Annotated in this window: 22 protein-coding genes; 11 read left to right on the top strand and 11 right to left on the bottom strand. The window is 70.7% G+C overall.

Annotation, left to right across the window (positions count from 1 at the left end; all coding sequences use genetic code 11):
- Positions 1 to 80 precede the first annotated feature (80 nt).
- A complete protein-coding gene (gene bagA, locus CCN51_RS17045; RefSeq protein WP_014178396.1) occupies positions 81 to 1,058 on the bottom strand; it encodes an ATPase BagA in 978 nt (325 codons plus the stop codon).
- Positions 1,059 to 1,130: 72 nt separating this feature from the next.
- Between bagA and sp36 the strand changes: the two genes are divergently transcribed.
- Both sp36 and CCN51_RS17035 read left to right on the top strand, forming a co-directional pair.
- Positions 1,131 to 1,292: a Sp36 family protein gene (sp36, locus tag CCN51_RS17040; RefSeq protein WP_014178397.1), complete on the top strand. Its 162-nt coding sequence runs from the start codon at positions 1,131 to 1,133 to the stop codon at positions 1,290 to 1,292.
- Positions 1,289 to 1,753, top strand: a complete 465-nt coding sequence (locus CCN51_RS17035; RefSeq protein WP_014178398.1) for a RidA family protein — start codon at positions 1,289 to 1,291, stop codon at positions 1,751 to 1,753. Before sp36 ends, CCN51_RS17035 begins: the two co-directional genes overlap by 4 nt.
- Positions 1,754 to 1,900: 147 nt before the next feature.
- Here the strand turns inward: CCN51_RS17035 and CCN51_RS17030 are convergent, their stop codons facing one another.
- Positions 1,901 to 2,695 carry a VOC family protein gene (locus tag CCN51_RS17030; protein ID WP_014178399.1) on the bottom strand — a complete coding sequence of 265 codons (795 nt, stop codon included), beginning with the start codon at positions 2,693 to 2,695 and terminating at the stop codon, positions 1,901 to 1,903.
- A gap of 282 nt (positions 2,696 to 2,977) precedes the next feature.
- On the opposite strand from CCN51_RS17030, the gene CCN51_RS17025 reads away from it, so the two are divergent.
- From CCN51_RS17025 to CCN51_RS17010, 4 genes are all read left to right on the top strand, one after another.
- A complete protein-coding gene (locus tag CCN51_RS17025) occupies positions 2,978 to 3,634 on the top strand; it encodes a C40 family peptidase (RefSeq protein ID WP_143675819.1) in 657 nt (218 codons plus the stop codon).
- Positions 3,635 to 3,738: 104 nt separating this feature from the next.
- Positions 3,739 to 5,106: an RICIN domain-containing protein gene (locus tag CCN51_RS17020; RefSeq protein WP_014178401.1), complete on the top strand. Its 1,368-nt coding sequence runs from the start codon at positions 3,739 to 3,741 to the stop codon at positions 5,104 to 5,106.
- A 79-nt stretch (positions 5,107 to 5,185) separates the two neighbouring features.
- Positions 5,186 to 6,091: an NUDIX hydrolase gene (locus CCN51_RS17015; protein WP_014178402.1), complete on the top strand. Its 906-nt coding sequence runs from the start codon at positions 5,186 to 5,188 to the stop codon at positions 6,089 to 6,091.
- On the top strand, positions 6,091 to 6,921 hold the full coding sequence (locus tag CCN51_RS17010) for an MBL fold metallo-hydrolase (protein ID WP_086859696.1): 831 nt from the start codon (positions 6,091 to 6,093) through the stop codon (positions 6,919 to 6,921). The genes CCN51_RS17015 and CCN51_RS17010 overlap by 1 nt, the downstream gene beginning before the upstream one ends.
- Before the next feature lie 74 nt (positions 6,922 to 6,995).
- Here CCN51_RS17010 and CCN51_RS17005 read toward each other — a convergent pair whose 3' ends face one another.
- Positions 6,996 to 7,670 carry a Crp/Fnr family transcriptional regulator gene (locus CCN51_RS17005; protein ID WP_003981529.1) on the bottom strand — a complete coding sequence of 225 codons (675 nt, stop codon included), beginning with the start codon at positions 7,668 to 7,670 and terminating at the stop codon, positions 6,996 to 6,998.
- Between the two features lie 248 nt (positions 7,671 to 7,918).
- Between CCN51_RS17005 and nth the strand changes: the two genes are divergently transcribed.
- Genes nth through CCN51_RS16990 form a run of 3 tightly spaced genes read left to right on the top strand, consistent with a single transcriptional unit; the run spans position 7,919 to position 10,944 of the window.
- Positions 7,919 to 9,049, top strand: coding sequence for an endonuclease III (gene nth, locus CCN51_RS17000; RefSeq protein WP_014178404.1), 1,131 nt, complete (start codon positions 7,919 to 7,921; stop codon positions 9,047 to 9,049).
- A gap of 17 nt (positions 9,050 to 9,066) precedes the next feature.
- Positions 9,067 to 9,732 (top strand): NUDIX hydrolase, encoded by a 666-nt coding sequence (locus CCN51_RS16995; RefSeq protein WP_043491038.1) that lies wholly within the window; start codon positions 9,067 to 9,069, stop codon positions 9,730 to 9,732.
- Between the two features lie 12 nt (positions 9,733 to 9,744).
- Entirely contained in the window at positions 9,745 to 10,944 is a 1,200-nt protein-coding gene (locus CCN51_RS16990; RefSeq protein ID WP_014178406.1) for a MarP family serine protease, read from the top strand.
- A gap of 84 nt (positions 10,945 to 11,028) precedes the next feature.
- On the opposite strand, the gene CCN51_RS57420 is transcribed toward CCN51_RS16990, so the two are convergent.
- From CCN51_RS57420 to CCN51_RS16960, 6 genes are all read right to left on the bottom strand, one after another.
- Positions 11,029 to 11,235 carry a hypothetical protein gene (locus CCN51_RS57420; protein ID WP_078610579.1) on the bottom strand — a complete coding sequence of 69 codons (207 nt, stop codon included), beginning with the start codon at positions 11,233 to 11,235 and terminating at the stop codon, positions 11,029 to 11,031.
- A 173-nt stretch (positions 11,236 to 11,408) separates the two neighbouring features.
- Complete coding sequence (locus CCN51_RS16980; protein WP_014178407.1) at positions 11,409 to 12,335, bottom strand: alpha/beta fold hydrolase; 927 nt, start codon at positions 12,333 to 12,335, stop codon at positions 11,409 to 11,411.
- Positions 12,332 to 12,793: a phage holin family protein gene (locus CCN51_RS16975; protein ID WP_014178408.1), complete on the bottom strand. Its 462-nt coding sequence runs from the start codon at positions 12,791 to 12,793 to the stop codon at positions 12,332 to 12,334. The genes CCN51_RS16980 and CCN51_RS16975 overlap by 4 nt, the downstream gene beginning before the upstream one ends.
- Positions 12,794 to 12,927: 134 nt before the next feature.
- Complete coding sequence (gene nhaA, locus CCN51_RS16970) at positions 12,928 to 14,319, bottom strand: Na+/H+ antiporter NhaA (protein ID WP_014178409.1); 1,392 nt, start codon at positions 14,317 to 14,319, stop codon at positions 12,928 to 12,930.
- Positions 14,320 to 14,595: 276 nt separating this feature from the next.
- Positions 14,596 to 16,557, bottom strand: a complete 1,962-nt coding sequence (gene acs, locus CCN51_RS16965) for an acetate--CoA ligase (RefSeq protein ID WP_014178410.1) — start codon at positions 16,555 to 16,557, stop codon at positions 14,596 to 14,598.
- Positions 16,558 to 16,662: 105 nt separating this feature from the next.
- Positions 16,663 to 19,146, bottom strand: a complete 2,484-nt coding sequence (locus CCN51_RS16960) for a SulP family inorganic anion transporter (RefSeq protein WP_086859693.1) — start codon at positions 19,144 to 19,146, stop codon at positions 16,663 to 16,665.
- Positions 19,147 to 19,440: 294 nt separating this feature from the next.
- On the opposite strand from CCN51_RS16960, the gene CCN51_RS16955 reads away from it, so the two are divergent.
- On the top strand, positions 19,441 to 20,745 hold the full coding sequence (locus CCN51_RS16955; RefSeq protein ID WP_043487366.1) for a polysaccharide deacetylase family protein: 1,305 nt from the start codon (positions 19,441 to 19,443) through the stop codon (positions 20,743 to 20,745).
- On the opposite strand, the gene CCN51_RS16950 is transcribed toward CCN51_RS16955, so the two are convergent.
- Positions 20,726 to 21,730, bottom strand: a complete 1,005-nt coding sequence (locus CCN51_RS16950; RefSeq protein ID WP_014178413.1) for an ATP-binding protein — start codon at positions 21,728 to 21,730, stop codon at positions 20,726 to 20,728. The two genes, CCN51_RS16955 and CCN51_RS16950, sit on opposite strands and share 20 nt — an antisense overlap.
- 110 nt (positions 21,731 to 21,840) lie before the next feature.
- Here CCN51_RS16950 and CCN51_RS16945 point away from each other — a divergent pair, with 110 nt between their 5' ends.
- Positions 21,841 to 22,662 carry a Fic family protein gene (locus CCN51_RS16945; protein WP_014178414.1) on the top strand — a complete coding sequence of 274 codons (822 nt, stop codon included), beginning with the start codon at positions 21,841 to 21,843 and terminating at the stop codon, positions 22,660 to 22,662.
- Positions 22,663 to 23,006: 344 nt separating this feature from the next.
- Here the strand turns inward: CCN51_RS16945 and CCN51_RS16940 are convergent, their stop codons facing one another.
- Positions 23,007 to 23,843, bottom strand: a complete 837-nt coding sequence (locus tag CCN51_RS16940) for an HAD family hydrolase (protein WP_014178415.1) — start codon at positions 23,841 to 23,843, stop codon at positions 23,007 to 23,009.
- Positions 23,844 to 24,276: the final 433 nt, after the last annotated feature.

Here is a 24,276-nt window from a genome sequence, read left to right as displayed (position 1 = left end):
CGTTCATGCCGATTGCGCTGATGGTGTGGATTGCGCCGCTCGTGTCGCGCCGCTCGTGTCGCCGCCGTCGCCCGTGCGGCTCACATCGGCCACTGCTTACGCAGATCCGTAGCGAGCCGGTACAGGCCGGCCAGGTCGACGCCGTCGGTGAGCAGCTCCAGCTCGTACAGGGGCAGCTCCAGGCCCGTCAGCTCCGCCCGCTGCGCCCGCTCCAGGGCGACCCGCTCCGCGTGCTCACGGGCCTGCTCCAGCAGCGGGTCCACCAGCCGCTCGGCGAGCCCACCGCGGCGCGCACCGCCCAGCCCCGCCTGGGACAGGGCCTTGGCGACGGCGGCGCGCCGGCCGTTGGCGGCGGCGTCGACGGCCGCGTGGTCGAGGATCGCCGGTCGCACCATGTTGATGATGACCGCACCGGTCGGCAGGCCGTCGGCGCGCAGCTCCCCGATGCCGTCCGCGGTCTCCTGGACCGGCATCTCCTCCAGCAGCGTGACCATATGGACCGCCGTCTCGGGGGACTTCAGCACGCGCATCACGGCCTGCGCCTGATTGTGTATCGGGCCGGTCCTGGCCAGCCCCGCCACCTCGTGGTTGACGTTCAGAAAGCGGGTGATCCGGCCGGTCGGCGGCGCGTCCATCACGACGTAGTCGTAGACGAAGCGGCCGTCCTTGCCCTTACGGCGCACCGCCTCGCACGCCTTGCCGGTCAGCAGGACGTCCCGCAGCCCGGGGGCGATGGTGGTCGCGAAGTCGATCGCGCCGAGCTTTTTCAGCGCCCGTCCGGCCGAACCCAGCTTGTAGAACATGTGGAGGTAGTCGAGGAGCGCGAACTCGGGGTCGATGGCGAGCGCGTGCACCTCACCGCCGCCCGGCGCGCCGGCGATCTTCCGCTCCTCGTAGGGCAGCGCCCCGGTCTCGAAGAGTTGTGCGATGCCCTGGCGGCCTTCGACCTCGACCAGCAGGGTTCGCCTGCCGTCGGCCGCGAGGGCCAGCGCGAGTGCCGCGGCGACCGTGGTCTTGCCGGTTCCGCCCTTGCCACTGACGACATGGAGCCTGCTCACAATGGGGAGCCTAACCAGTCGTCGTCCGGGCTACGCACCAGGCCCCGGCAGACAGGCATTACAGTCGGCCCTATGACCAAGTGGGAATACGCGACCGTGCCGCTGCTCGTACACGCCACAAAGCAGATTCTGGACACCTGGGGCGAGGACGGCTGGGAGCTCGTCCAGGTCGTGCCGGGGCCGAACAACCCCGAGCAGCTGGTGGCCTACCTCAAGCGGGAGAAGGCCGCATGAGCGCGGTCGAGGACAAGCTCGCCGAGCTGGGCCTGACCCTGCCGGAGGTCGCGGCTCCCCTCGCCTCGTACGTGCCCTCGCTCCGCTCCGGGGCGTATGTGTACACCTCGGGCCAGCTGCCCATGGTCAACGGCAAGCTCGGCGTGACCGGCAAGGTCGGCGCCGAGGTGACGCCGGAAGAGGCCAAGGAGCTGGCGCGGATCTGCGCGCTGAACGCCCTGGCCGCGGTCAAGTCGGCCATCGGCGACCTGGACAAGGTCGTACGGGTCGTGAAGGTCGTGGGCTTCGTCGCCTCGGCCCCGGACTTCACCGGGCAGCCGGGCGTCGTCAACGGCGCGAGTGAGCTGCTCGGCGAGGCGCTGGGCGAGGCGGGGGTGCACGCCCGCAGCGCCGTGGGCGTGGCGGTGCTGCCGCTGGACGCGCCGGTCGAGGTCGAGATCCAGGTCGAGGTCGCGGACTAGGTCCGGACTGGGGCCGGGCGGGGCCCGAAACGGGTCCGCCCGGACAGTGGGTGTGGGCGGTCGGCCCGGACTGCCGGGCGTGGGCGGTCGGCACGGGCTCTTCGTGGGCCGCTCTCGTACGCGGCTTCGTACGCGGCTTTCGCGGGCTCAGCCGGGCGCCGGGGCGAGCACCACGAAGTCCGCGCTGGACGGATCGAGGCAGACGGCCAGCCGCCCCACCTCCGGCATGTCCACCGGGCCCATCTGCACGCTGCCGCCGCCCTCGGTGACCTTGGCGACGGTGGCGTCGCAGTCCGCGACCGCGAACACCGGGTGCCAGTACGGCCGGCCGCCGGTGAGCGCCAGGTGATCCGCCGGGAGCCCCATGATGCCGCCCTGCGCGCGCTCGGGGCCCAGGTTGGCCGGGGCGATCAGCGTGTACACGCCGCCCTCGCCCGGCAGCGGCATGTCCTGGGTCTGCCAGCCGAAGAGGGAGCCGTAGAACTCCTTCGCGGCGGCCGCGTCCGTCGTGTACAGCTCGATCCAGCAGAGGGAGCCCGGCACGTCCACCGCTTCCAGGCCCCGCATCGTCCCCGGCTGCCAGACGGCGAACTGGCCGCCCTGCGGATCGGTCAGCTGCGCCATCCGGCCTTCGTCGTCCGGCTCGAACAGAGCGACCCGTATGGAGCCGCCGGACCGCTCGACCGCCGTGGTCGCGGCCTCCGCGTCGGGGGTCTGAAAGTAGATCATCCAGGCCGAGCGGGCCCCTTCCTGGGTGAGCCGGCCCAGGCCCCCGACGCTCTTTCCGTCCAGCCGGAAGACGCCGTATCCGTCCGCCTCCAGCTCCGGGGGGTCGAGCTGCCAGCCGAAGACCGAGCCGTAGAAGCGGGCCGCGGCGGCGACATCGGGCGCCCCGAGGTCGATCCAGCACGGGGAGCCGGGCACATAGTCAGTGGTGATCATGGCGCTTCCCTTCCCGACCGGTCCCCTTGGCGGCCGCTCGCCTTCTCCGTCGGATTTCCGACCCGCGTAGGTCCGTATGCAGTCAGGGTGACACCCGCCACTGACATCCGCCCCCCGACGCCTGCGCCGAGGGTCGTCGTGCGCGCCGAGCGGTCCAGGGCGCGCCTCTGACCAGGTCGGACAGTCCCGGACTGTCCGGGACGCCAGGAGACCTTGCCGGACGGTACGGCGCAGAAAACGCTCCTTCATGGGCCCACCACGAGGCCCATGAAGGAGGTCGTGATGACGGAGCAGACGCGGTCGGTCGGGCGGGTGCGGCCGGCGACGGCTTCGACGGCTGTGGCCGTGGGGTCTCTTGTCGCCGTGGTCGTCGGCGTCGCCACCGTCGGCGTGCACGGTCCGACGGCGACGCTTTCGGCGTCGGCGTCGGCGTCGGCGTCGGCGTCGACACCGAGGCTGTCGGCGGCCGACTGTGGCTCCGACGACGCGCGTGAAGCGGACATCCGGACCCCGGCGTCCCCGGCGTCCCCGGCGTCCAGGGTCTCCAAGGCGTACGGAGCCCCCAAGACCGCCCCCAAGACCGCCCCCAGGCCCGTCGCGGCGGTGATCGTGTACGCCAAGGGGCAGTTGGGCAAGCCCTACCGGTGGGGCGGCGTCGGCCCTCGGGGCTTCGACAGCGCCGGCCTGGTCATGCGGGCCTGGGGGGCCGCCGGGGTGAATCTGCCGCGCAGCAGCTGGGAGCAGTCGCTGGCCGGGACCCCGACCACCCGGTCCGGGCTGGTTCCCGGGGACATCGTTCTGTCGCATCGCGGCGCCCACGTCGTGCTCTATATCGGCGGCGGCCGGGTCATCCACGCTCCCCGGCCCGGGACGAGGGTCACCATCGCGCCCCTGCCCCCGTCCTCGCAGGTCGTCGCCTACCGCCATATCGGATCCTGAGACGAGGGGAACGCCTCACCGTGAACACGTCGTCCGCAGACATGCCCTGGCCAACTCGTATGCGCATTAGGCTGCTTGGACAGCCCGAACGCATAGGAGCGGTCATGGAGACGGGGCCTGACCCGAAGGCGGCACGTACGGCGGCCGAGTTTGTTGTCGCGATGCGGCAGTTGCGCAGCTGGGCCGATCTGAGCTACCGCCAGCTGGAGCGGAACGCGGAGGCCGCCGGGGATGTGCTGCCACGCGCCACCATCTCGGGCGCGCTCAGCCGGGACGACCTGCCCCGGGAGCAGCTTCTCGCCGCGTTCGTAAAGGCGTGTGGCGGGGACGAGGAGACCGCGGCCGTATGGCTGGCGGCCCGTCGGCGGCTGTCCATAGCCGGTTCCGGGGCCGCCTCGGCCTCGACCGAGCCCGGTGTCCCGGCCTCCGCGCCCGCCTCCGACGGTGCTGACGCCTCCGTAGCCGCATCCGAGGCCGCCCCGGAACGCGACACCAGCGACGCCACAGCCGGGCACGCCCCAACGCCCGCACCCGCACCCGTACCCGCCCACGCCGCCGAGACCCGGCCCGGCGGCCCTACGCCGCCCGACCCGGACGAGCGGAGCCACGAGATCAGCCCTCCGGCCGAGGTGACCGAGGTGCTCGCCTCCGGCGAGGGGCCCGGCCCGGGACCCGGGGAGCCCACGTCCGGCTCGGCGTGGAGAAGGCGGTATCTGCCCACGCTCGCGGTCGGGCTGTCCGCCGCTGTCGGGGTGCTGCTGCTGGCTTACTGGCCGTTCTCCGGCTCCGGCGGCGGCCCCGACGCCCGGCCCGGGGCCAGCTCCGGCTCGTCCGGCGGCGGGTCGTCCAAGGGCGCCGACGCGCCTTCGGGCGCCTCGGATACGTCGGAGACCCCGGATACCTCGGAGACGCCGGCCACCAAGGAGCCCGTCGCCGACGACACCCCGACCACGTCGCCGACCCGCGACGCTTCCTCGTCGAAGCCCGAGCCGACGGCCACGGGCGCCGCCTCCAAGCCCCGGCTGCCCGCCGCGGGCCTGACGCGGATCCATCCCGTCTCGGCCCCCGGCCTCTGCCTCACCGAGGGCAAGGAACGCAAGACCGGGAGGGCTGAGATCGCGGCTCAGATGCCGTGCGCCGACGTCCCGCTGCCCCGCGTGTCCCTGGACGCGGTCGGCGACGGTGTCTACCGCATCCAGTGGGACCACCCCGGTGAGGGCAAGGGCCTCGGCTGCCTGGCCGTCGACGACAACGCGATGGGGTCGGGCGCCCTGCTCGCCCCGCGCAGCCCCTGCACGGACGCCGACAACATGAAGTTCCGGCTGGAGCCGTCCCACGGCGGGTTCCGGCTGCGCCCGGTCCACAGCGGGCTGTGCATCGGGATCCTGCCGCCCCGTACGGAGGGCGCCGAGGCGATTCAGAACACCTGTACCGGCGAGGCGAACCAGGCGTTCCGTTTCAGCGCGTCCTGAGGCGGCTTCACCGTGCCCTGAGGCGGCGCGCCGCCCCGGTCCCCTCGAACATCCGCGCGTCAGCGCATAGCATCCGGCCATGTCCACTACGAATGGTCAGTGGTATCCGCCCGACTGGCCGGAGCGCATCCGGCGGCTGGCGGTCGGCGAGCTCACCCCGGTGACCCCGCGCCGGGCGGCCACCGTGCTGCTGCTGCGCGACGGGGCCGAGGGCCCCGCCGTGCACATGCTGCGCAGACGGACCTCCATGGCGTTCGCCGCCGGGGCGTACGCGTATCCGGGCGGGTCGGTGGACCCGCGTGACGAGCGCGGGATGGCCTGGGCCGGGCCGTCGCGCCGGGAGTGGGCGCGGCGGCTGGGCCTCTCGGCCGACGACGAGACGGCGGCCCAGGCCATCGTGTGCGCGGCGGTCCGGGAGACCTTCGAGGAGGCGGGTGTGCTGCTCGCGGGCCCGACGCCGCACACGGTCGTCGCGGACACGACGGGCGAGGAGTGGGACGCGGACCGCGCGGCGCTGGTCGCCAGGGAGCTGTCGTTCGCCGATTTCCTGGACCGCCGCGGGCTCGTGCTCCGTTCGGACCTGCTCGGGTGCTGGGCCCGCTGGATCACCCCGGAGTTCGAGCCGCGCCGCTACGACACCTGGTTCTTCGTGGCCGCCCTTCCGCACGGCCAGCGCACCCGTAACGCCTCGACCGAGGCCGACCACACCGTCTGGATCCGGCCCGCTGAGGCGGCCGCGGGGTACGACCGGGGCGAGCTGCTGATGATGCCGCCGACCATCGCGACCCTGCGCGAGCTGGAGCCGTACGGTGCGGTCGCGGACGCGCTGGCGGCGGCCCCGGACCGGGACCTCACGCCCGTACTGGCGCGGGCGCGGCTGGAGGAGGGCCAGGTCGTACTGAGCTGGCCGGGGCATGACGAGTTCACCAAGCACATTCCCACGGGCCCCACGGGCCCCACGGGCTCCACGGGGGGAGCGACCTGATGACGTACGGAGCATCCTTGCCCGGCCAGCCGCGAGGCGGCGCCATCGGCGGCCCGGCCACCGATCGGGCGGTGTGCGTCCTCGCGCCGAACCCCTCCCCGATGACGCTCGACGGCACCAACACCTGGATCGTCTCCGAGCCGGACTCCGACCTGGCTGTCGTCATCGATCCGGGCCCGCTCGACGACGCCCACCTCAAGGACGTCCTGGCCGCGGCGGAGCAGGCGGGCAAGCGGGTCGCTCTGACGCTGCTCACCCACGGCCACCCGGACCACGCGGAGGGCGCGGCGCGCTTCGCCGAGCTGACGCGTACACGCGTACGGGCTCTGGACCCGGCGCTGCGGCTGGGGGAGGAGGGGCTGGGGGCCGGCGACGTCATAACCACCGGCGGGCTGGAGCTGCGGGTGGTGCCCACGCCCGGCCACACGGCCGACTCGCTCTCCTTCCACCTCCCGGCGGACGCCGCGGTCCTGACCGGAGACACGGTGCTGGGGCGCGGTACGACGGTGGTGGCGCATCCGGACGGGCGGCTCGGCGACTATCTGGACTCGCTGCGCCGGCTGCGCTCGCTGACGGTGGACGACGGGGTGAGCACCGTGCTGCCGGGGCACGGGCCGGTGCTGAACGACGCGCGGGGCGCGATGGAGTACTACCTCGCGCACCGGGCCAACCGGCTGGCGCAGGTGGAGACGGCCGTGGAGAGCGGCTACCGCACGCCCTCGGAGGTCGTGGCGCATGTGTACGCGGATGTGGACCGGTCGCTGTGGCCGGCGGCGGAGCTGTCGGTCCGTGCCCAGCTGGAGTATCTGGGCGAGCACGGGCTGATCTGAGGCTGGGCGCCGCGTGCGGAAACACGAGGAGGGCCCTCACCGGACCAGCCGGCGAGGGCCCTCCTCGTAACGCGTCAGCGGGACCGCTTGGCGAGCCGCTCGACGTCCAGCAGGATCACCGCGCGTGCCTCCAGCCGCAGCCAGCCGCGGCCCGCGAAGTCGGCGAGGGCCTTGTTGACCGTCTCACGCGAGGCGCCGACCAGCTGGGCCAGCTCTTCCTGCGTGAGGTCGTGGACGACGTGGATGCCCTCCTCCGACTGCACGCCGAAGCGGCGCGAGAGGTCGAGCAGCGCGCGGGCCACGCGCCCGGGGACATCCGAGAAGACCAGGTCGGACATCTGGTCGTTGGTCTTGCGCAGGCGCCGGGCGACCGCGCGCAGCAGCGCCGTGGCGACCTCGGGCCGGGCGTTCAGCCACGGCTGCAGGTCGCCGTGGCCGAGGCCGAGCAGCTTGACCTCGGTGAGGGCGGTGGCGGTGGCGGTACGCGGGCCGGGGTCGAAGAGTGACAGCTCGCCGATCAGCTCGCCGGGCCCGAGCACGGCCAGCATGTTCTCGCGGCCGTCGGGAGAGGTGCGGTGGAGCTTCACTTTGCCTTCGGTGACCACGTACAGGCGGTCGCCCGGGTCCCCTTCGTGGAAGAGGGCGTCACCGCGCGCGAGGGTGACCTCTCCCATGGAGGCGCGCAGCTCAGCGGCCTGCTCGTCATCGAGCGCCGCGAAAAGCGGGGCGCGCCGCAGAACGTCGTCCACGAGACTCTCCTTGTCGACATGCACAGGGGACCGTCGTCCCCATGATGCCGGACGGTAAAACAGTGCGATCAATCACAAGTTTGACGCACCTGCCTGCGGCACTGTGCGGCAGGGGTCCGATTGAGCGGCTCTTTCCTGTGGTCGGAGCGTATGTCAGTGCCGGGGCTTAGGCTGGCTGGGTGTCCAATAGGCCGGTGAAAGCACGGGGCAAGGGGGCCGGACGGGTGAGCGCACCTCGTAATTCCGCTGTGGGCGAACAAGGGTCGGCCCAGCCAGCGGAAACGGCAAATCCACACAAAACAATCAAGCGGACAAAAGCCGCCGAAGCCGCCGAAGCCGCCAAAGGAGCTGGTGCGGCCGGAGCGCGGAAGACCGCAGAGGCGCGGAAGACCACTGGAGCGCAGAGCACCGCCAAAGCGGCCAAAGCCGCTAAAACAGCTAAAGCCGCTGAAGCTGCCGAAACCGCCGATGGCGCCGAAACCACCGGTGCTGCTCAACCCGCCGACGCCGCCAGACCCCGTAAGGCCGCCGCCGCCCGCCCCGAATCCCGGCTCGCGCTCGTCCGCCGGGCCCGCCGGATCAATCGCGAGCTCGCCGAGACGTATCCGTACGCGCACCCCGAGCTGGACTTCGAGAACCCCTTCCAGCTGCTGGTCGCCACGGTCCTGTCCGCCCAGACCACCGACCTGCGGGTCAACCAGACCACCCCCGCCCTGTTCGCCGCCTATCCGACGCCCGAGGACATGGCCGCCGCCGACCCCGAGGCGCTGGAGCAGCTGATCCGGCCGACGGGCTTCTTCCGGGCCAAGGCGAAGTCCCTGCTGGGGCTGTCCGCCGCGCTGCGGGACCGCTTCGGCGGCGAGGTGCCGGGCCGCCTGGAGGATCTGGTGACGCTGCCGGGTGTCGGGCGCAAGACGGCCAATGTGGTCCTCGGAAACGCCTTCGGAGTGCCGGGGCTGACCGTGGACACTCACTTCGGGCGGCTGGTGCGGCGCTGGAAGTGGACCGGCCAGGAGGACCCGGAGAAGGTTGAGGCGGAGATCGCCGCGCTCTTCCCGAAGAGCGAGTGGACGATGCTCTCGCACCGCATCATCTTCCACGGCCGCCGCGTCTGCCACGCCCGCAAGCCCGCCTGCGGCGCCTGCCCGATCGCCCCGCTGTGCCCGTCGTACGGGGAGGGGGAGACGGATCCGGACAAGGCGAAGAAGCTGCTGAAGTACGAGCTTGGCGGCCAGCCGGGGCAGCGCCTGCGGCCGCCGACCGACTATCCGGGCCGGGCCGCCGTCCCTCTGGGGGCCACCGCCTCCCTGGAGGCCGCCGCTCCGCTGGAGGCGGCCGCTTCCCTGGGGTCGGCCGCTCCCGTGGAGGCCGCCGAGTGACGAGCACGTACGGCGGTATGGCCGGTGTGACCAGTGATGGGCTGCCCGAATGGCTGATGCCCGTGGCCCGCGCCGCGGAGACGGTGGAGGCCCGGCAGCTGAGCCGGTTTCTGCCGCCTGCGCGGGGCGGCGGGCGCCCCTCCGCCGTCCTGGTGCTGTTCGGGGAGGGCGAGCGCGGGCCTGAGCTGCTGCTTCTGGAGCGTGCGGGCTCGCTGCGCTCGCATGCGGGCCAGCCATCCTTCCCCGGGGGCGCGCTCGACCCGGAGGACGGCGATCCGGAAGGGGCCGGCCCGGTGAGCGCGGCGCTGCGCGAGGCCGAGGAGGAGACGGGCCTGGACCCGGCCGGGGTGCAGCTCTTCGCGGTGCTGCCGCGGCTCTACATCCCGGTGAGCGGCTTCGTGGTGACTCCGGTGCTCGGCTGGTGGCGCAAGCCCAGCCCGATCCGGCCCGTCGACCCCGCGGAGACGGCCCGGGTCTTCACCGTGCCCGTGGCGGATCTCACGGATCCGGCGCATCGGGCGACCACCGTCCACCCGAGCGGTCACACCGGCCCCTGCTTCCTCGTCGAAGGGGCTTTGGTCTGGGGATTCACGGCCGGAGTGATTGACCGGATCTTGCACTACGCGGGCTGGGAAAGACCTTGGAACCGTGACAACCGCGTCCCGCTCGACTGGCGTGCATGAGACGGTGTCCCGGTGAATGTGCTGGACATCCTGCTGCTGCTCGCCGCCGTGTGGTTCGCGGTCGTCGGCTACCGCCAGGGCTTCGTCGTCGGCGTTCTGTCGGTGATCGGCTTCATCGGTGGTGGCCTCGCCGCGGTCTACCTGCTGCCGGTGATCTGGGACGGCACCACTGATCAGGCGTCCCCGGGCACCTTCGGCGCGGTCATGGCGGTCGTGCTGGTGATCGTGTTCGCCTCGGTCGGCCAGGCCGCCACCACCCACCTGGGCAACAAGCTGCGCCGTCACATCACCTGGTCGCCTGCGCGCGCCCTGGACGCGACCGGTGGCGCGCTGGTCAACGTGATGGCGATGCTCCTGGTCGCCTGGCTGATCGGCTACTACCTGGCCGGCTCCTCGCTGCCCACCGTGAGCAAGGAGGTCAATAACTCCAAGGTGCTGTTCGGGGTCTCCCGGGTGGTCCCGGACGAGGCGACCACCTGGTTCTCCGATTTCCGCTCGGTGCTCGCGCAGAACGGCTTCCCGCAGGTCTTCTCGCCCTTCTCGAACGAGCCCATCACCTCGGTGCCGGCGCCGGACCCGGCGCTCGCCTCGAGCCCGGTGGCCACCAATGCCAAGCAGAGCATCGTGAAGGTCGTCGGCACCGCCCCCAGCTGCGGCAAGGTCCTGGAGGGCTCCGGTTTCGTCTTCGCGCGGCATCGGGTGATGACCAACGCCCATGTCGTCGGCGGGGTCGACCACCCGACCGTGCAGATAGGCGGCGAGGGACGGCTCTACGAGGCGAGGGTCGTGCTCTACGACTGGAAGCGCGATATCGCCGTCCTGGACGTGCCCTCGTTGAACGCGCCCGCGCTCAAGTTCGCCGAGGGTGACGCGCGCAGCGGCGACGGCGCGATCGTCGCCGGATTCCCCGAGAACGGCGCCTTTGATGTGCGCGCGGCGCGCGTCCGCGACCGTATCGAGGCCAAGGGGCCGGACATCTACCACGACGGCAACGTGCACCGCGATGTCTACTCACTGTTCGCGACCGTGCGGCAGGGCAACTCCGGCGGCCCGCTGCTCACCCCGCAGGGCCGGGTGTACGGCGTGGTTTTCGCCAAGTCCCTCGACAACGCGGACACCGGATACGCGCTGACCGCGGACGAGGTGCGCAAGGACGCCGAGCAGGGCCGTACGGCCCAGGCCCCGGTGGACACCAAGGGCTGCGCGCTGTAAAGCCGACCCCGCTGATCGTTCCCCTGTGGCCGCGAGAAGCCTCGCGGCCACAGCGCGTGTTATGTCGCGCTGTGTGAACGGCCGCTACTGACGGCCGCGTGGATGGCGCAGCCGAGCGGAGACCCAGCGGGCCCTGCGGCGGATGATGCGCGGGATCCCCATATCGGGGTCATGGCCTGCGGAAGGCCCGGGACCGCCCCGCTCGGAAACGCTCAGCGCGGTATTGGCAGCAGCGGCGGCTGTGGAGCCGCGGTCGCTTGGTGCGTCACGGTAGTCGTGCGTCCAGCCCATACCTGGGTCTCTGCCCGGGGCCCAAGGTCCGTAATCGCCGCTGGCCGCGGCAATTGGCCTATGCTCCAGGCAAGTGGCCGTTCGAAAAACAGGTGTTCGCCCAATGTGCCTGCAGCGGACAGCGTGCCGACACCGAACCGGCGGCTTGTCCGCGGAACGGGCGGTCTGTGGCCTCAGCGGTCGGGCTCGGGGTCCTTGAGCCAGTTGATCAGCTCGGTGGAGAAGGCGACCGGATCCTCCTCGTGCGGGAAGTGCCCGAGGCCGTCGAAGAGCCGCCAGCGGTAGGGCGCCTCTACGTACTCTCCAGAACCCGCCGCGCTGCGGGTGCGCATCACCGGGTCGAGTGACCCGTGCAGATGCAGCGTGGGCACCCGCACCGGCCGCCGCATCCGCCGGTTGAACTGGAAACCGTCCGGCCGCGCCAGCGACCGCACCATCCAGCGGTACGGCTCGATCGAGCAGTGTGCCGTCGACGGGATGGTCATCGCCCGCCGGTAGATCTCCACGGCCTGGTCCTCGGGCAGCCGAGGCCCCGACCAGTCCCGGATCAGCCGCCCCACCAGCGCCCCATCGTCCGCGGTCAGCTGCCGCTCGGGCAGCCAGGGCCGCTGGAAGCCCCATACGTAAGAGCTGGCCGCGCTCTGCTTGACGTCCCGCAGCATGGCCGAGCGCCAGCGCCGCGGATGCGGCATCGAGGCCACCGCGAGTCGCCGGACCAGTTTCGGCCGCATCACCGCGGCCGTCCAAGCGAGGTATCCGCCCAGGTCATGGCCGACGAGCGCGGCGTCGGGCTCGCCGAGCGAGCGGACCACCCCGGTGATGTCGAGGGCGAGGTTGGCCGGGTCGTAGCCCCGGGGCGTACGGTCGCTGCCGCCCACCCCGCGCAGATCCATCGCCACCGCTCGGAAGCCGGCCTCGGCCAGGGCGGTCAGCTGATGCCGCCAGGCCCACCAGAACTGCGGAAAGCCATGCAGCAGCAGGACCAGCGGGCCGTCACCCAGCTCGGCGATATGGAAGCGCGCGCCGTTGGCCGCGACGTCCCGATGGGTCCAGGGTCCGTCGAGCCGTACGACCGAGGCGGAGGTGTCAGGGGCCGTCATGCGGTCGAGCGTGTCACATCCCGTGCCGGGCGGCCGCCATTGGCCGCTGCGCGCGGGTGTGGCTTGACGCTCCCCAGTACGGCCGCCGTCTCCTTGGCCGAGGCCACGGACTTCTTCGGCGCCTTGACCCGCTTGAACTTGGCGAGCGCGAAGACGCCCAGGATCCCGGCGATCAGCCAATAGATGCCACCCACGATCAGAAAGCACCAGGCGAGGCCGAGGCCGGTCCAGGCGCGCAGGCCGTAGGCGAGGGCGAAGCTCAGCACCGGCAGCGAGAACAGCAGCAGCACCCCGGCCACGATGGCCGCGCCGCTGCCGAACAGCGTGCGCCGGGCGCTGTCCCGGAATTCGGCCTTGGCCAGCGCGATCTCGTCGTGCACCAGCGCGGACAGTTCGGTGGTCGCCGTCGCCACCAGCTGGCCGAGGCTGCGGTTGCCGCCGTCGTCGGCTGCGCTCATCGCCATCTCCCTCTGCTCTCGCACGTCTTATGCGTCCCGCACGTCTTCCGCGTCGTCGTACGCGTCGTCTTGCTCGTCGTCTTGCGCGTCTGCCATGTCTTCTGCGCTTCTCCGCGGTCGTCAAGCCTCTCAGATCATGCCGGACCATCGTCACCGGAGTCGGATGCGGCAGCCACTTCGGCAAGTCGGCGGTGCTCGGCGGCCTTGGCCTCGTGGATCGCGGCCATCCGAAGGTGGTAGGCCGGACTGTCGAGTTCGTAGATGTCGGGGATGCCGTCCTGGTCCTCGTCCCGCTCCTCTTCCTCGCACAGCTGCCGGTAGGTGTTGTTACGCATCTTCAGCAGGACGCCCGAGACGACCGCGGCGAGCAGCGAGCCGATGAGCACCGCCGCCTTCACCTCGGCGGCGAGCGTGGGGTCGGCGGGGAAGGCCAGCTCGCCGATGAGCAGGGAGACGGTGAAGCCGATCCCGGCGAGCGAGGCGATTGCGAACACATCCGCCCAGGCCAGGTCCTCGTTCAGCTCCGCCTTGGTGAAGCGGGCGGCGAGCCAGGAGCCGCCGAAGACGCCGATGGTCTTGCCCACGACGAGGCCGAGGACGACGCCGAGCGTCTCGGGACGGGAGAAGACCTGCCCGATGGCTTCGCCGGAGACCGGGACCCCGGCGGCGAAGAGGGCGAACAGCGGGACGGCGAGTCCGGCCGACAGCGGGCGCACCCGGTGCTCGATGCGCTCGGCGGGGGAGCGCTCCTCGCCCTCGCGCACGGTGCAGCGCAGCATCAGGCCCATGGCGACGCCGGCGATCGTGGCGTGCACCCCGCTCGCATGCATCAGGGCCCAGATGACGAAGGCCAGTGGGACATAGATGTATGCGCCGCGTATGCCCTTGCGGTGCAGCGTCCAGAACACGACGAGACCAGCGAAGGCGAGGCCGAGGGCGACGAAGTCGATATGCGTCGTATAGAAGATCGCGATGATCAGGATCGCGCCGAGGTCGTCCACCACCGCGAGGGTGAGCAGAAACGCGCGCAGGGCGGCGGGCAGGGCGGTGCCGATGACGGCGAGCACGGCGAGGGCGAAGGCGATGTCGGTGGCGGTGGGCACCGCCCAGCCCTTGAGATTTCCGCCGCCGGCCGCGCCCACGGCCACATAGACGAGGGCGGGCATGGCCATGCCGCATATCGCTGCCATGACGGGGAGCGCGGCCGCCCTGCGGTCGCGCAGTTCGCCCGCGATCAGCTCACGCTTGAGCTCGATGCCGGCCACGAAGAAGAAGATGGTGAGCAGGCCGTCCGCGGCCCAGGAGTCGATCGACAGCCGCAGATGCAGCGCGTCGGGGCCGAAGGAGAAGTCCCTGACGTCCTGGTAGATGCCGCTGAGTGGGGTGTTGGCGAGGAACAGCGCGGCGATGGCGGCGACCAGCAGGATGATGCCGCCGACGGTTTCGGTGCGCAGGGCGTCGGTGACGAAGGTCCGCTCGGGCAGCGACAGACGTCCGAGGAACTTGCGGCGGATGGGCGCGGCCACGGGGAACCCTCCTGGGGCGGTCGGACATATGCACGCGTGTGATTCCACATGTGGGGATACACGTGTGGCGTGTGTGCCGACCAGACTTCCCGGCGCGCCCTCGAAAACTTGTTCTTGTCGCGTTCTTGACGCGATGGCTTTCCACCCTAACTGAAATGCCCGGAGGGCGCCCCGCCAGGCCGGGCGCCCTCCGTCTTCCGCATTCCGTCGGTGTCGATATGCGGCTCCGCCGCGCGGGCCGATACGCGGCTCCGCCGCACGACCGCTGTGACCGGGTCAGTCCTCGCTGGCGGCGGACGGCAGCTTGCTCTGGATGAGCTCCATGACGGAAGAGTCGGTGAGGGTGGTGACATCGCCGAGGGTGCGGTTCTCGGCGACATCGCGCAGCAGCCGACGCATGATCTTGCCGGAGCGAGTCTTGGGCAGCTCGGCCACCGGCAGGATCCGCTTGGGCTTGGCGATCGGGCCGAGGTGCTTCGAGACGTGGGCCCGCAACTCCTCGACCAGACCGTCTTCCTCCGCGGCGCCGCCGCGCAGAATGACGAAGGCGCAGATGGCCTGGGTGGTCTGGGGGTCGGTGGCCCCGACGACCGCGGCCTCGGCGACCTTGGGGTGCGAGACGAGCGCCGACTCCACCTCGGTCGTGGAGATGTTGTGGCCGGAGACCAGCATGACGTCGTCGACCCGGCCGAGCAGCCAGATGTCGCCGTCGTCGTCCTTCTTGGCGCCGTCGCCCGCGAAGTAGCGGTTGGCGAAGCGCGACCAGTAGGTGTCCAGATAGCGCTGGTCGTCGCCCCAGATGGTGCGGAGCATGGACGGCCAGGGCTCGGTGAGGACCAGGTAGCCGCCGGAGCCGTCCGGCACCTCGTTGGCGTCGTCGTCGATGACGGTGGCGGAGATACCGGGGAGCGGGATCTGGGCCGAACCGGGCTTGGTCTCGGTGACACCCGGCAGCGGGCTGATCATCATCCCGCCGGTCTCGGTCTGCCACCAGGTGTCAACCACGGGCGTCTTGTCCGCGCCGATGTGCTTGCGGTACCAGACCCATGCCTCAGGGTTGATCGGCTCGCCGACCGAGCCGAGGATGCGCAGCGAGGACAGGTCGAACTTGGCCGGGATGTCGTCGCCCCACTTCATGCAGGCGCGGATCGCGGTCGGGGCGGTGTAGAGGATCGTGACGCCGTACTTCTGGACGATCTCCCACCAGCGGCCCTGGTGCGGGGTGTCCGGGGTGCCCTCGTAGAGCACCTGGGTCGCGCCGTTGGACAGCGGTCCGTAGACGATGTACGAGTGGCCGGTGACCCAGCCGACGTCGGCCGTGCACCAGTACACATCCGACTCCGGCTTGAGGTCGAAGACGGCGTGGTGGGTGTAGGAGACCTGGGTGAGATAGCCGCCCGTGGTGTGCAGGATGCCCTTGGGCTTACCGGTGGTGCCCGAGGTGTAGAGGATGAAGAGCGGGTGCTCGGCGTCGAACGCCTCGGGGGTGTGCTGCTCCGGCTGGCGGTCGACGAGCTCGTGCCACCACACATCGCGGCCCTCGGCCCAGGCCACCTCCTGGCCGGTGCGGCGGACCACCAGCACATTGCCCACGTTCTCGGTGCCCGGACGGGTCAGGGCCTCGTCGACGGCGGGCTTGAGCGCGGAGGGCTTGCCACGGCGGTAGCCTCCGTCCGCGGTGATCACGACCCGGGCGTCGGCGTCCTCGATGCGGGTGGCGAGAGCGTCGGCCGAGAAGCCGCCGAAGACCACGGAGTGCGGGGCGCCGATGCGGGCACAGGCCAGCATCGCGACGACGGTCTCCGGGATCATCGGCAGATAGATCGCGACCCGGTCACCGGTCCGGACCCCGAGCTCGGTCAGGGCATGCGCCGCCTTGGAGACCTCGCGCTGCAACTCGGCGTAGGTGACGGAGCGGGTGTCGCCGGGCTCGCCCTCGAAGTGGATGGCCACCCGGTCGCCCAGCCCGTTCTCCACATGGCGGTCGACGCAGTTGTACGCCACATTGAGCTTGCCGTCGGCGAACCACTTCGCGAACGGCGGGTTCGACCAGTCCAGCGTCTCGGTCGGCTCGGCGGCCCAGGTCAGCCGACGGGCCTGCTCGGCCCAGAAGCCCAGGCGGTCAGCCTTCGCCCGCTCATACGCCTCCGCCGTGACATTGGCGTTGGCGGCCAGGTCGGCGGGTGGAGCGAAGCGACGCTCCTCCCGAAGAAGGTTGGCCAGGCTTTCGTTGCTCACGACATCTCCCTTTCCCAGGGTGACCGTTGTGTCCCAGGCCATAGCTCATCAGCCCGCGGTGCACCCTGACAAGGGTCGTCGGTAAAAATTGGTTTAGACCTGTAATCACATGAGTCCCACGCCCTCGGCCAGGGACCCGCCGCCCACGCCCGCCGCCGCGGCCCCGCCGCTCGTACAGGCACCAGCTGCCGCGCCATGATCCGGCCGCACAGCCGAGAATCTGCCCGCTCCCCCGGCCTCCAGCACATACGCCTGAGCCTCCCCCACATGGAAGTACATCCCCTGAAGCATCAGCCCGCCCTCCGCCACCCGGCGGGCCACACAGCCGTGCGCCATCAGATGGTCGAGCTGCTGCACCACGTTGACCAACGCCAACCGCTCCAGCTCATCGGCCACGGGTCGGTCCCCGAGCGCCACCTCCCCGCGCCCCAGCCGCCCGATCCGCTCCATACGGGCCAGACTCGGGCGCCCATGGCGCAGCCATCGCGCGAGCGGCGTCTGCGCGACGGCCGGCGTCTGCGCGACGGCCGGCGTGTACGCCTCGTCCGGCGTCTGCCTGCCGGACGGTGTCGGCGCCGTGGGTGGTGTCTGCGTCCCGGACGGCGCCTGTCTGCCGTGCGGCGCCTGCCTGCCGGACGGTGCGGGCACCGCCGAGCCGAGCAGCGCCTGCATCGCCCCGCATCCCGAGTGTCCGCACACCGTGATGCTGCCGACCTTCAGCACCTCCACCGCGTATTCGAGGGCCGCGCCCACCGAGTCACAGGCGTCTCCGGAGCCGGGCGGTGGCACCAGATTGCCCACATTGCGCACGGTGAACAGGTCGCCGGGCCCACTGGAGGTGATCATGCTGGTCACCAGCCGCGAGTCGGCGCAGGTCAAGAAGAGCTGAGTGGGCCGCTGCCCCTCCCGCGCGAGCCGCGCCAACTCCTCCCGCACCAGCGGCGCGGTGTGCCGCTGGAAGGCGCTCACCCCGCCGAGCAGCTGCCCTCCGCCGTTCAGCACAGCCGTCGGGGCGGGACGGGTGCAGTGATGGTTGCGCCAGGGCGTCCACGGTCGGCAGGTATGGGCGCTGGCCGGCTCGGCGATCGGCCGCCCCGACCGGCCGCCGAGCCTGACCCAGCCCCCGCGCGCCCGATGCCCCTCGGCCCAGGAATGCAGCGCGTCATACGCGGCGTGGTCCATGAACCAGCCGCCGAGCTCCACCACCACGCTGGCCCCGGCCGGCAGCTGCGCCAGGGCCCGGCTGAGCCGGGGCACCGCCAGGAACGTCAGCTGCCCGCTCACCCGCACCCGGTGCAGCCCGGCCTCCTCGGCCACGGTGATCCGGGTGTGGGCCAGCCGGCGCAGCGCCGTGACGACCGCGACCACGATCCCGACCACTACCCCCTGCAATACGCCCAGCAGGACGACTGCGCCCAGCGTGGCCGCATACACCGGGAACTCCCGGTTCCGCTGCACGTTCTTGATGTGCGCGAAGCTGACCATCTTCACGCCGACGACCATGACCAGCGCGGCGAGCGCCGCGAGCGGGATCAGCTCGAGCACCCCGGCGAGCAGCCCCGCGCACAGCGCCACCCATACGCCGTGGAGCACCGTGGACCGGCGGGTCACGGCACCGGCTCGGACATTCGCCGAGCCGCGGATCGCGCCTCCCGCGATCGGCAGCCCGCCCAGGAGCCCGGAGACCATATTGGCCGCGCCCTGCCCGACCAGCTCGCGGTCCAGCCGGGTCGGCTGCTTTTCCGGCACCGGGCGCGGCGCCACGCCCGGCGCCTCCGTCCGCGGGCCGGGTCCCGCGGTTTGCAGCCGGTCGACGGCGACGGCGGACAGCAGCGATTCCATGCTCGCGACCAAAGTGACCGTCAGTACGGCGGCGACCAGCCCGAGCACCGGCCCTTCCGGGAGTCCGGGCAGCGCCGGGACCTCCCAGGACGGCAGATCGACGCGCGGCACCGACATACCCGCGCTCACCGCAGTGGCCGCGACGACGGCGACGAGTGCCGCCGGTACGGTACGCGCGACCCGCCCGGCCTTCCCCGGCAGCCAGGGCCACAGCGTGAGCACTGCGACGGTGATCGCACCCACCAGAAGGGCGGCAGGGTGCGGATGTCTCAACTCCGTGGGCAGTGCGGCGATGTTGTCGATCACTGAGCTGTCGGGGCTGTCACCGAGCACCACGTGCAGCTGGCCGACCGCGATGACGACACCGATGCCCGCGAGCATCCCATGGACGATGGCCGGGCTGATGGCGAGCGCGGCCCGCGCCACCCGCACGGCGCCGAAGGCCAGTTGCGCCGCGCCGGCGAGCACAGTGATCGCGCAGGTGGTGCGCCAGCCGTAGCGCTGCACGAGATCGGCGGTGACCACGACCAGACCGGTCGCGGCGCCGCTCACCTGGAGAGGGGCGCCCCCGAGCAGCCCGGCCACGATTCCGCCCACGACGGCGGAGACCAAACCGGCCTGCAGAGGGGCGCCTGTGGCCAGCGCGAGCCCGAGGGAGAGCGGGATCGCGATCAGAAAGATGACGATCGAGGCGGAAAGGTCCCGTCGGCAGGAGACCCCGCCGATCCGGTTCAAGAGCTGCGACATTCCCGTCTCCTCCGGGGCTTCGCGGCCGTGCATGAGAACACGGCCGTGGGTCACGGCGTACTGCGGTCTGATTCCCAAGCCCGGCATCGACCCCCAAGCATTGGTAAATGAATCGTAATGCTGAGTAAAGTCGACAGGAAGTCTTTTCGGGTGGAACGGGTCTATATTCCACCTTACGGGTGAATAATCATTTGAAATGGCTTGTCATGCTCTGTCTTTTCTCCGTTCCATGCGAGCTTGGCTCTCGGTCCGAGCTCCCGCGACGCGGAACGACGAGAGAGGCGAGGTGGCGGCATGAGACCCAGAAGAAACGTCACTGCAGGGTTGGCCGTCATGGCCGTGCTGGCCACGTTGGCCAACTGCACGGGGAACTCGCACGACTCACAGCGCTCAGGCAATCCGGGCCAGCCACGGACGGACCGCGACGCGCAGCGGAACGGGCCGGCGGTGCCCAAGCACCCCAAGCTGGGCGGGAAACAGGGCCGGCTCATCGGTGACGGATCGACCTCCTACACCGGACCGCAGCCGGGGCAGCTCAGACCCCGCCGCCTCAAACCGGGCGACAAGCCACCGCAGTTCGTCGTCTTCTCGTGGGACGGCGCGGGTCAGGACGGCCAGAAGCTCTTCTCCCGCTTCCGCGCCGTCGGCAGGAAGTACGACGCGACGATGACGTACTTCCTCAGCGGCGTTTACATGCTGCCCGCCAAGAAGCGGGACCTCTACGATCCGCCGCGACATTCGCGCGGCTCCTCGGCCATCGGCTTCAACGACATCAAGGGCGTCAAGGACACCGTCGAGCAACTCGGCGCCGCCTGGCTCGAAGGCAATGAGATCGGCACCCACTTCAACGGTCACTTCTGCGGTCCGGACGACGGGGTGGGCACCTGGAGCCCCAAAGAGTGGATCGACGAGACCCGGCAGGCCGTGTCGTTCGTCAAGCACTGGAAGACCAACACCGGCCAGCGGGACGGCGAACCGCTGCCCTTCGACTACGGCAAGGAGCTCGTGGGCGGCCGCGCCCCCTGCCTGGAGGGGCAGAAGAACCTGATCAAGGCGGGCAAGAAGATGGGATTCCGCTACGACGCCAGCTCCGTGGGCGGCCGCCAGGTCTGGCCGAAGAAGATCCACGGAATCTGGGACTTTCCGCTGCAGGAGATCCCCGTGCCCGGCCATTCCTTCGAAACCCTGTCGATGGACTACAACTTCCTCGCCAACCAGTCCGGCACCACCAAGGGCGACCCCTCCAAGCGCGCCGCCTGGGGCAAGCAGATGCGCGGGGGACTGCGTGCCGCCTTCCGCCGGGCGTACAAGGGCAATCGGGCACCGCTGTTCATCGGCAACCACTTCGAGTCCTGGAACGGCGGAACGTATATGAACGCCGTCGAGGACACCATCAAGAAGGTCTGCCCGAAGAAGGGCGTGCGCTGCGTCACCTTCAAACAACTGGCCGACTGGCTGGACGCGCAGGACCCCGGAGTCCTGCGCCGACTGCGCAAACTGGATGTCGGGAAGCGGCCGAAGGGCGGCTGGGCGGGCTTTTTGGCCGCCGAGCCGGCCTCCACGCACTCCGCGCAGCCGGTCAAGCGGAAGCGGAAGTAGCCGCCGGCCGCCCGGCCAGGACGGATTCACCCAGCATGAAGGCGGGGTCGACCTGGGCCGCCAGGTCGGCGCCCGTCTTCTCGTTGCCCCAGCTCTCCGCGTTCCTCAGATGGAAGTGCACCATCTGGCGGCTGTAACGCCGCCAGTCCCGCCGCTCGTACGACGCGTCCGCCGCCTCGTACAGCGTGCGCAGGGCGCGGCGGTTGACCTCCTCGAGCTTCTCGAAGCGCGGCGGGCGGCCCCTTTCCATGGCCCGCACCCAGTCCGAGTGGCCGACCGTGACCAGCAGGTCGTCGCCCACCTCCGCGCGCAGAAAGGCCAGGTCCTCCGGCCCTTGCACCTTGTTGCCGACCACGCGCAGCGCCACGTCGAAGTCGGCGGCGTACTCCTTGTACTGGCGATAGACCGCCACGCCCTTGCGTGTGGGCTCAGCGACCAGGAACGTCATGTCGAAGCGGGTGAAGAGGCCCGAGGCGAAGGAGTCGCTGCCGGCGGTCATGTCGACGACGACGAACTCGTCGCGGCCGTCCACCAGATGGTTCAGACACAGCTCGATCGCGCCGACCTTGGAGTGGTAGCAGGCGACGCCGAGATCGGACTCGGTGAACGGGCCGGTCACCATCAGGCGGACCTGCCCGCTGTCGAGCCCGACCGTACGGGCGCAGGCCTCGTACACCGGGTTGTCCTCGTCGATCCGCAGGAGCCGTGAGCCCTCGCCCGGCGGAGTCGTCTTGATCATCGTGTCGGCGCCGGAGATACGGGGGTTGGTGCCGCGCAAGTAGTCCTTGATCAAGGGGAGGTGGGCGCCCATGGCGGGCAGTGCGGCGGCTTCCGGCTCGTCCAGACCGAGGGCCACACCGAGGTGCTGGTTGATGTCCGCGTCGACGGCCATGACGGGGGCGCCGGTGGCGGCGAGGTGGCGGATGAACAGCGAGGACAGCGTCGTCTTGCCGCTGCCGCCCTTGCCCACGAAAGCGATCTTCATGTTCACCTAGCGTAGGTGAGTGATCGTCCAGGAAGGCGGATACGGTGAAGAAGACCACTCCAATGAGGGGTGGCGGCCGTGGGCGCCGGTTGGTGCGTAGGGTCGTACTCATGAGTACGACAGCAGATCCGCTCGCCGCCCTGGCCGCGCTTCCCGGCGTCACCGACTCCGTGGACGCCGTGCGCGACGCGGTGGACCGGGTCTATGGCCACCGGGTGATGCGCCGCCGCAGCAATGAGGTCACATCCGAGGCGGCCCTGCGCGGGGCGCGCGGCTCCGCCGCCCTGGCCGGGGCCGACTGGGCGCTGGAGGAGTTGCGGCGCCGCAGCGATTTCGGATCGGAGGGCGAACCGCGCACGGTGGGCGCGGCGCTGCGGCTGACCGCCGAGGCCGGACAGCTGCTGAGCGTATGGCGGCAGTCGCCGCTGCGGGTGCTGGCCCGGCTGCATCTGGTCGCGGCGGGGGGCACGGAGGTGGCCGACACGGTGGGGCGGCCGCGGCTGGCGGGTGAGCCGGTCGAGGAGCCGCTGATCGAACTGGCGCTGCCCGACGCCGACGAGGTGGCCGGGCGACTGGATGGGCTGGCGCGGCTGCTGCTTGCGGGGAGCCAGGCCCCGGCGCTGGTGACGGCCGCGGTGGTGCACGGTGAACTGCTGGCCCTGCGGCCCTTTGGGTCTTACAACGGCCTGGTGGCCCGCGCGGCGGAGCGGATCGTGCTGGTGGGCAGCGGACTTGACCCGAAGTCCATCTGTGCGGCCGAGGTCGGACACGCGGAATTGGGCGCTGCGGCATACGCCGAGGCATTGAAGGGCTATGTCTCGGGGACGCCCGAGGGCATGGCGGCGTGGATCGCACAGTGCGGGCGTGCAGTGGAGTTGGGGGCCCGTGAGAGCACGGCGGTCTGCGAGGCCCTGCAGCGCGGCGCCGCCTGAGTCACCGCAGGGCCGGATCGCGTCCGGTATGGGGGCGCTGCGGCAGGCCCGAACATGGTTGCGGCGGCACCGAGTTCGGTGCCGCCGCTGGCACGGCCACCGGGTTACCATGCGTGCACGAGAATTCGCCCATCAGGTCGGGATCTTCGCCCGTCACCTGGTGCGGCTGGCCCGTAATCGACGGGTCGGCGTCGCGTGGGTGCCCAGTATTCATGCTCGGTCCGTGGGCCTTGGTGCGTCTGGGGGAATCCTCCGGATGCCCCTGGTCTCGCGGGCCTTCGATTCCTTTCTACTCCTGTGTCAGCCCAAGCGGAAGCTCTCATCGCAGATCTTTGTGATTGGCTTCAAATACGGGCATACGGTGCGCGGCGCCGACTGGCGTACCACATCAGCCCGGCGGTGGCTGCGGCCGCGCCCACCGCGGCTACCACGGCCAGCACCGGACGCGGCGGCATGGACAGCGAGGGCACGCGCTGCTTCAGCCGCACCGGCTTGTTGAAGGAGAGGATCGGCCAGCCACGGGCGGCGGCCTCGCGGCGCAGCGCGCGGCCCGGGTTCACCGCGTGGGGATGGCCGACGGACTCCAGCATCGGCAGGTCGGTGGCCGAGTCGCTATATGCGTAGCAGCGGGAGAGGTCATAGCCCTCGGACTCGGCCAGCTCGGCGATGGCTTCCGCTTTGGTCGGCCCATAGGCGTAGTACTCCACCTCGCCGGTGAACACCCCGTTCTCCACGACCATGCGGGTGGCCACGACTCGGTCCGCGCCCAGCAGCTCGCCGATCGGCTCGACGACCTCGGCGCCCGAGGTGCTGACGATGACCACATCGCGGCCGGCGGTGTGGTGTTCCTCAATGAGGGAGGCGGCCTCGTCGTAGATGATCGGGTCGATGAGGTCATGCAGGGTCTCGGCGACGATCTCCCGCACCTGCTCGACATTCCATCCACGGCACAGCGCCGAGAGATACTCCCGCATCCGTTCCATCTGCTCGTGATCGGCCCCGCCGGCGAGGAAGACGAACTGCGCATATGCGGTACGCAGTACGGCGCGGCGGTTGATCAGCCCACCTTGGTAGAAGGACTTGCTGAAGGTGAGCGTGCTCGACTTCGCAATGACCGTCTTGTCCAGGTCAAAGAAGGCGGCTGTCCGAGGCAACGAGTGGTTTTCCACGACGCCGAGCATAGGGCCCACCATTCGGCGTAAGCTGGGCGCGTGGGTTTGCCTGAGAAGGCTCTCGGGTACACCATGGAAGTCACGGATCGTTCGCGACCGTGCTAACCCGGTCCGACTCCTCCCCCCCCGAGTCGGCCGTGGGGACGACCCCCGCTCTCCCCCCCGGCGGGGGTCGTCGCATGTCCGGATGCATTTGCGGTCTTTTCACCTGATCATTTCCCCCTCCGGGCCTCGGCTGGCGACTGCCACCCCACCAGACTGATTCGTGACTGTGCGTAATCGCAAGGCTGCTCTCCGGAAGTCACTGGTTTAGGTGACTGGGATATTCACAACTGATGAGTTGTCCACAGTTTTGGACCAAGATCCCCAAGATTTTCTGGATCGCCGGACGCTGATTCTCCACGGCGTTCGCGCTCATCGTTCGCGGAAGTGAGAGCGCGTA

Origin of the sequence: Streptomyces milbemycinicus (genome assembly GCF_002154605.1) — a bacterium.
GTDB lineage: Bacteria > Actinomycetota > Actinomycetes > Streptomycetales > Streptomycetaceae > Streptomyces > Streptomyces milbemycinicus.
This window is presented reverse-complemented; position numbering and strand designations above follow the sequence as displayed.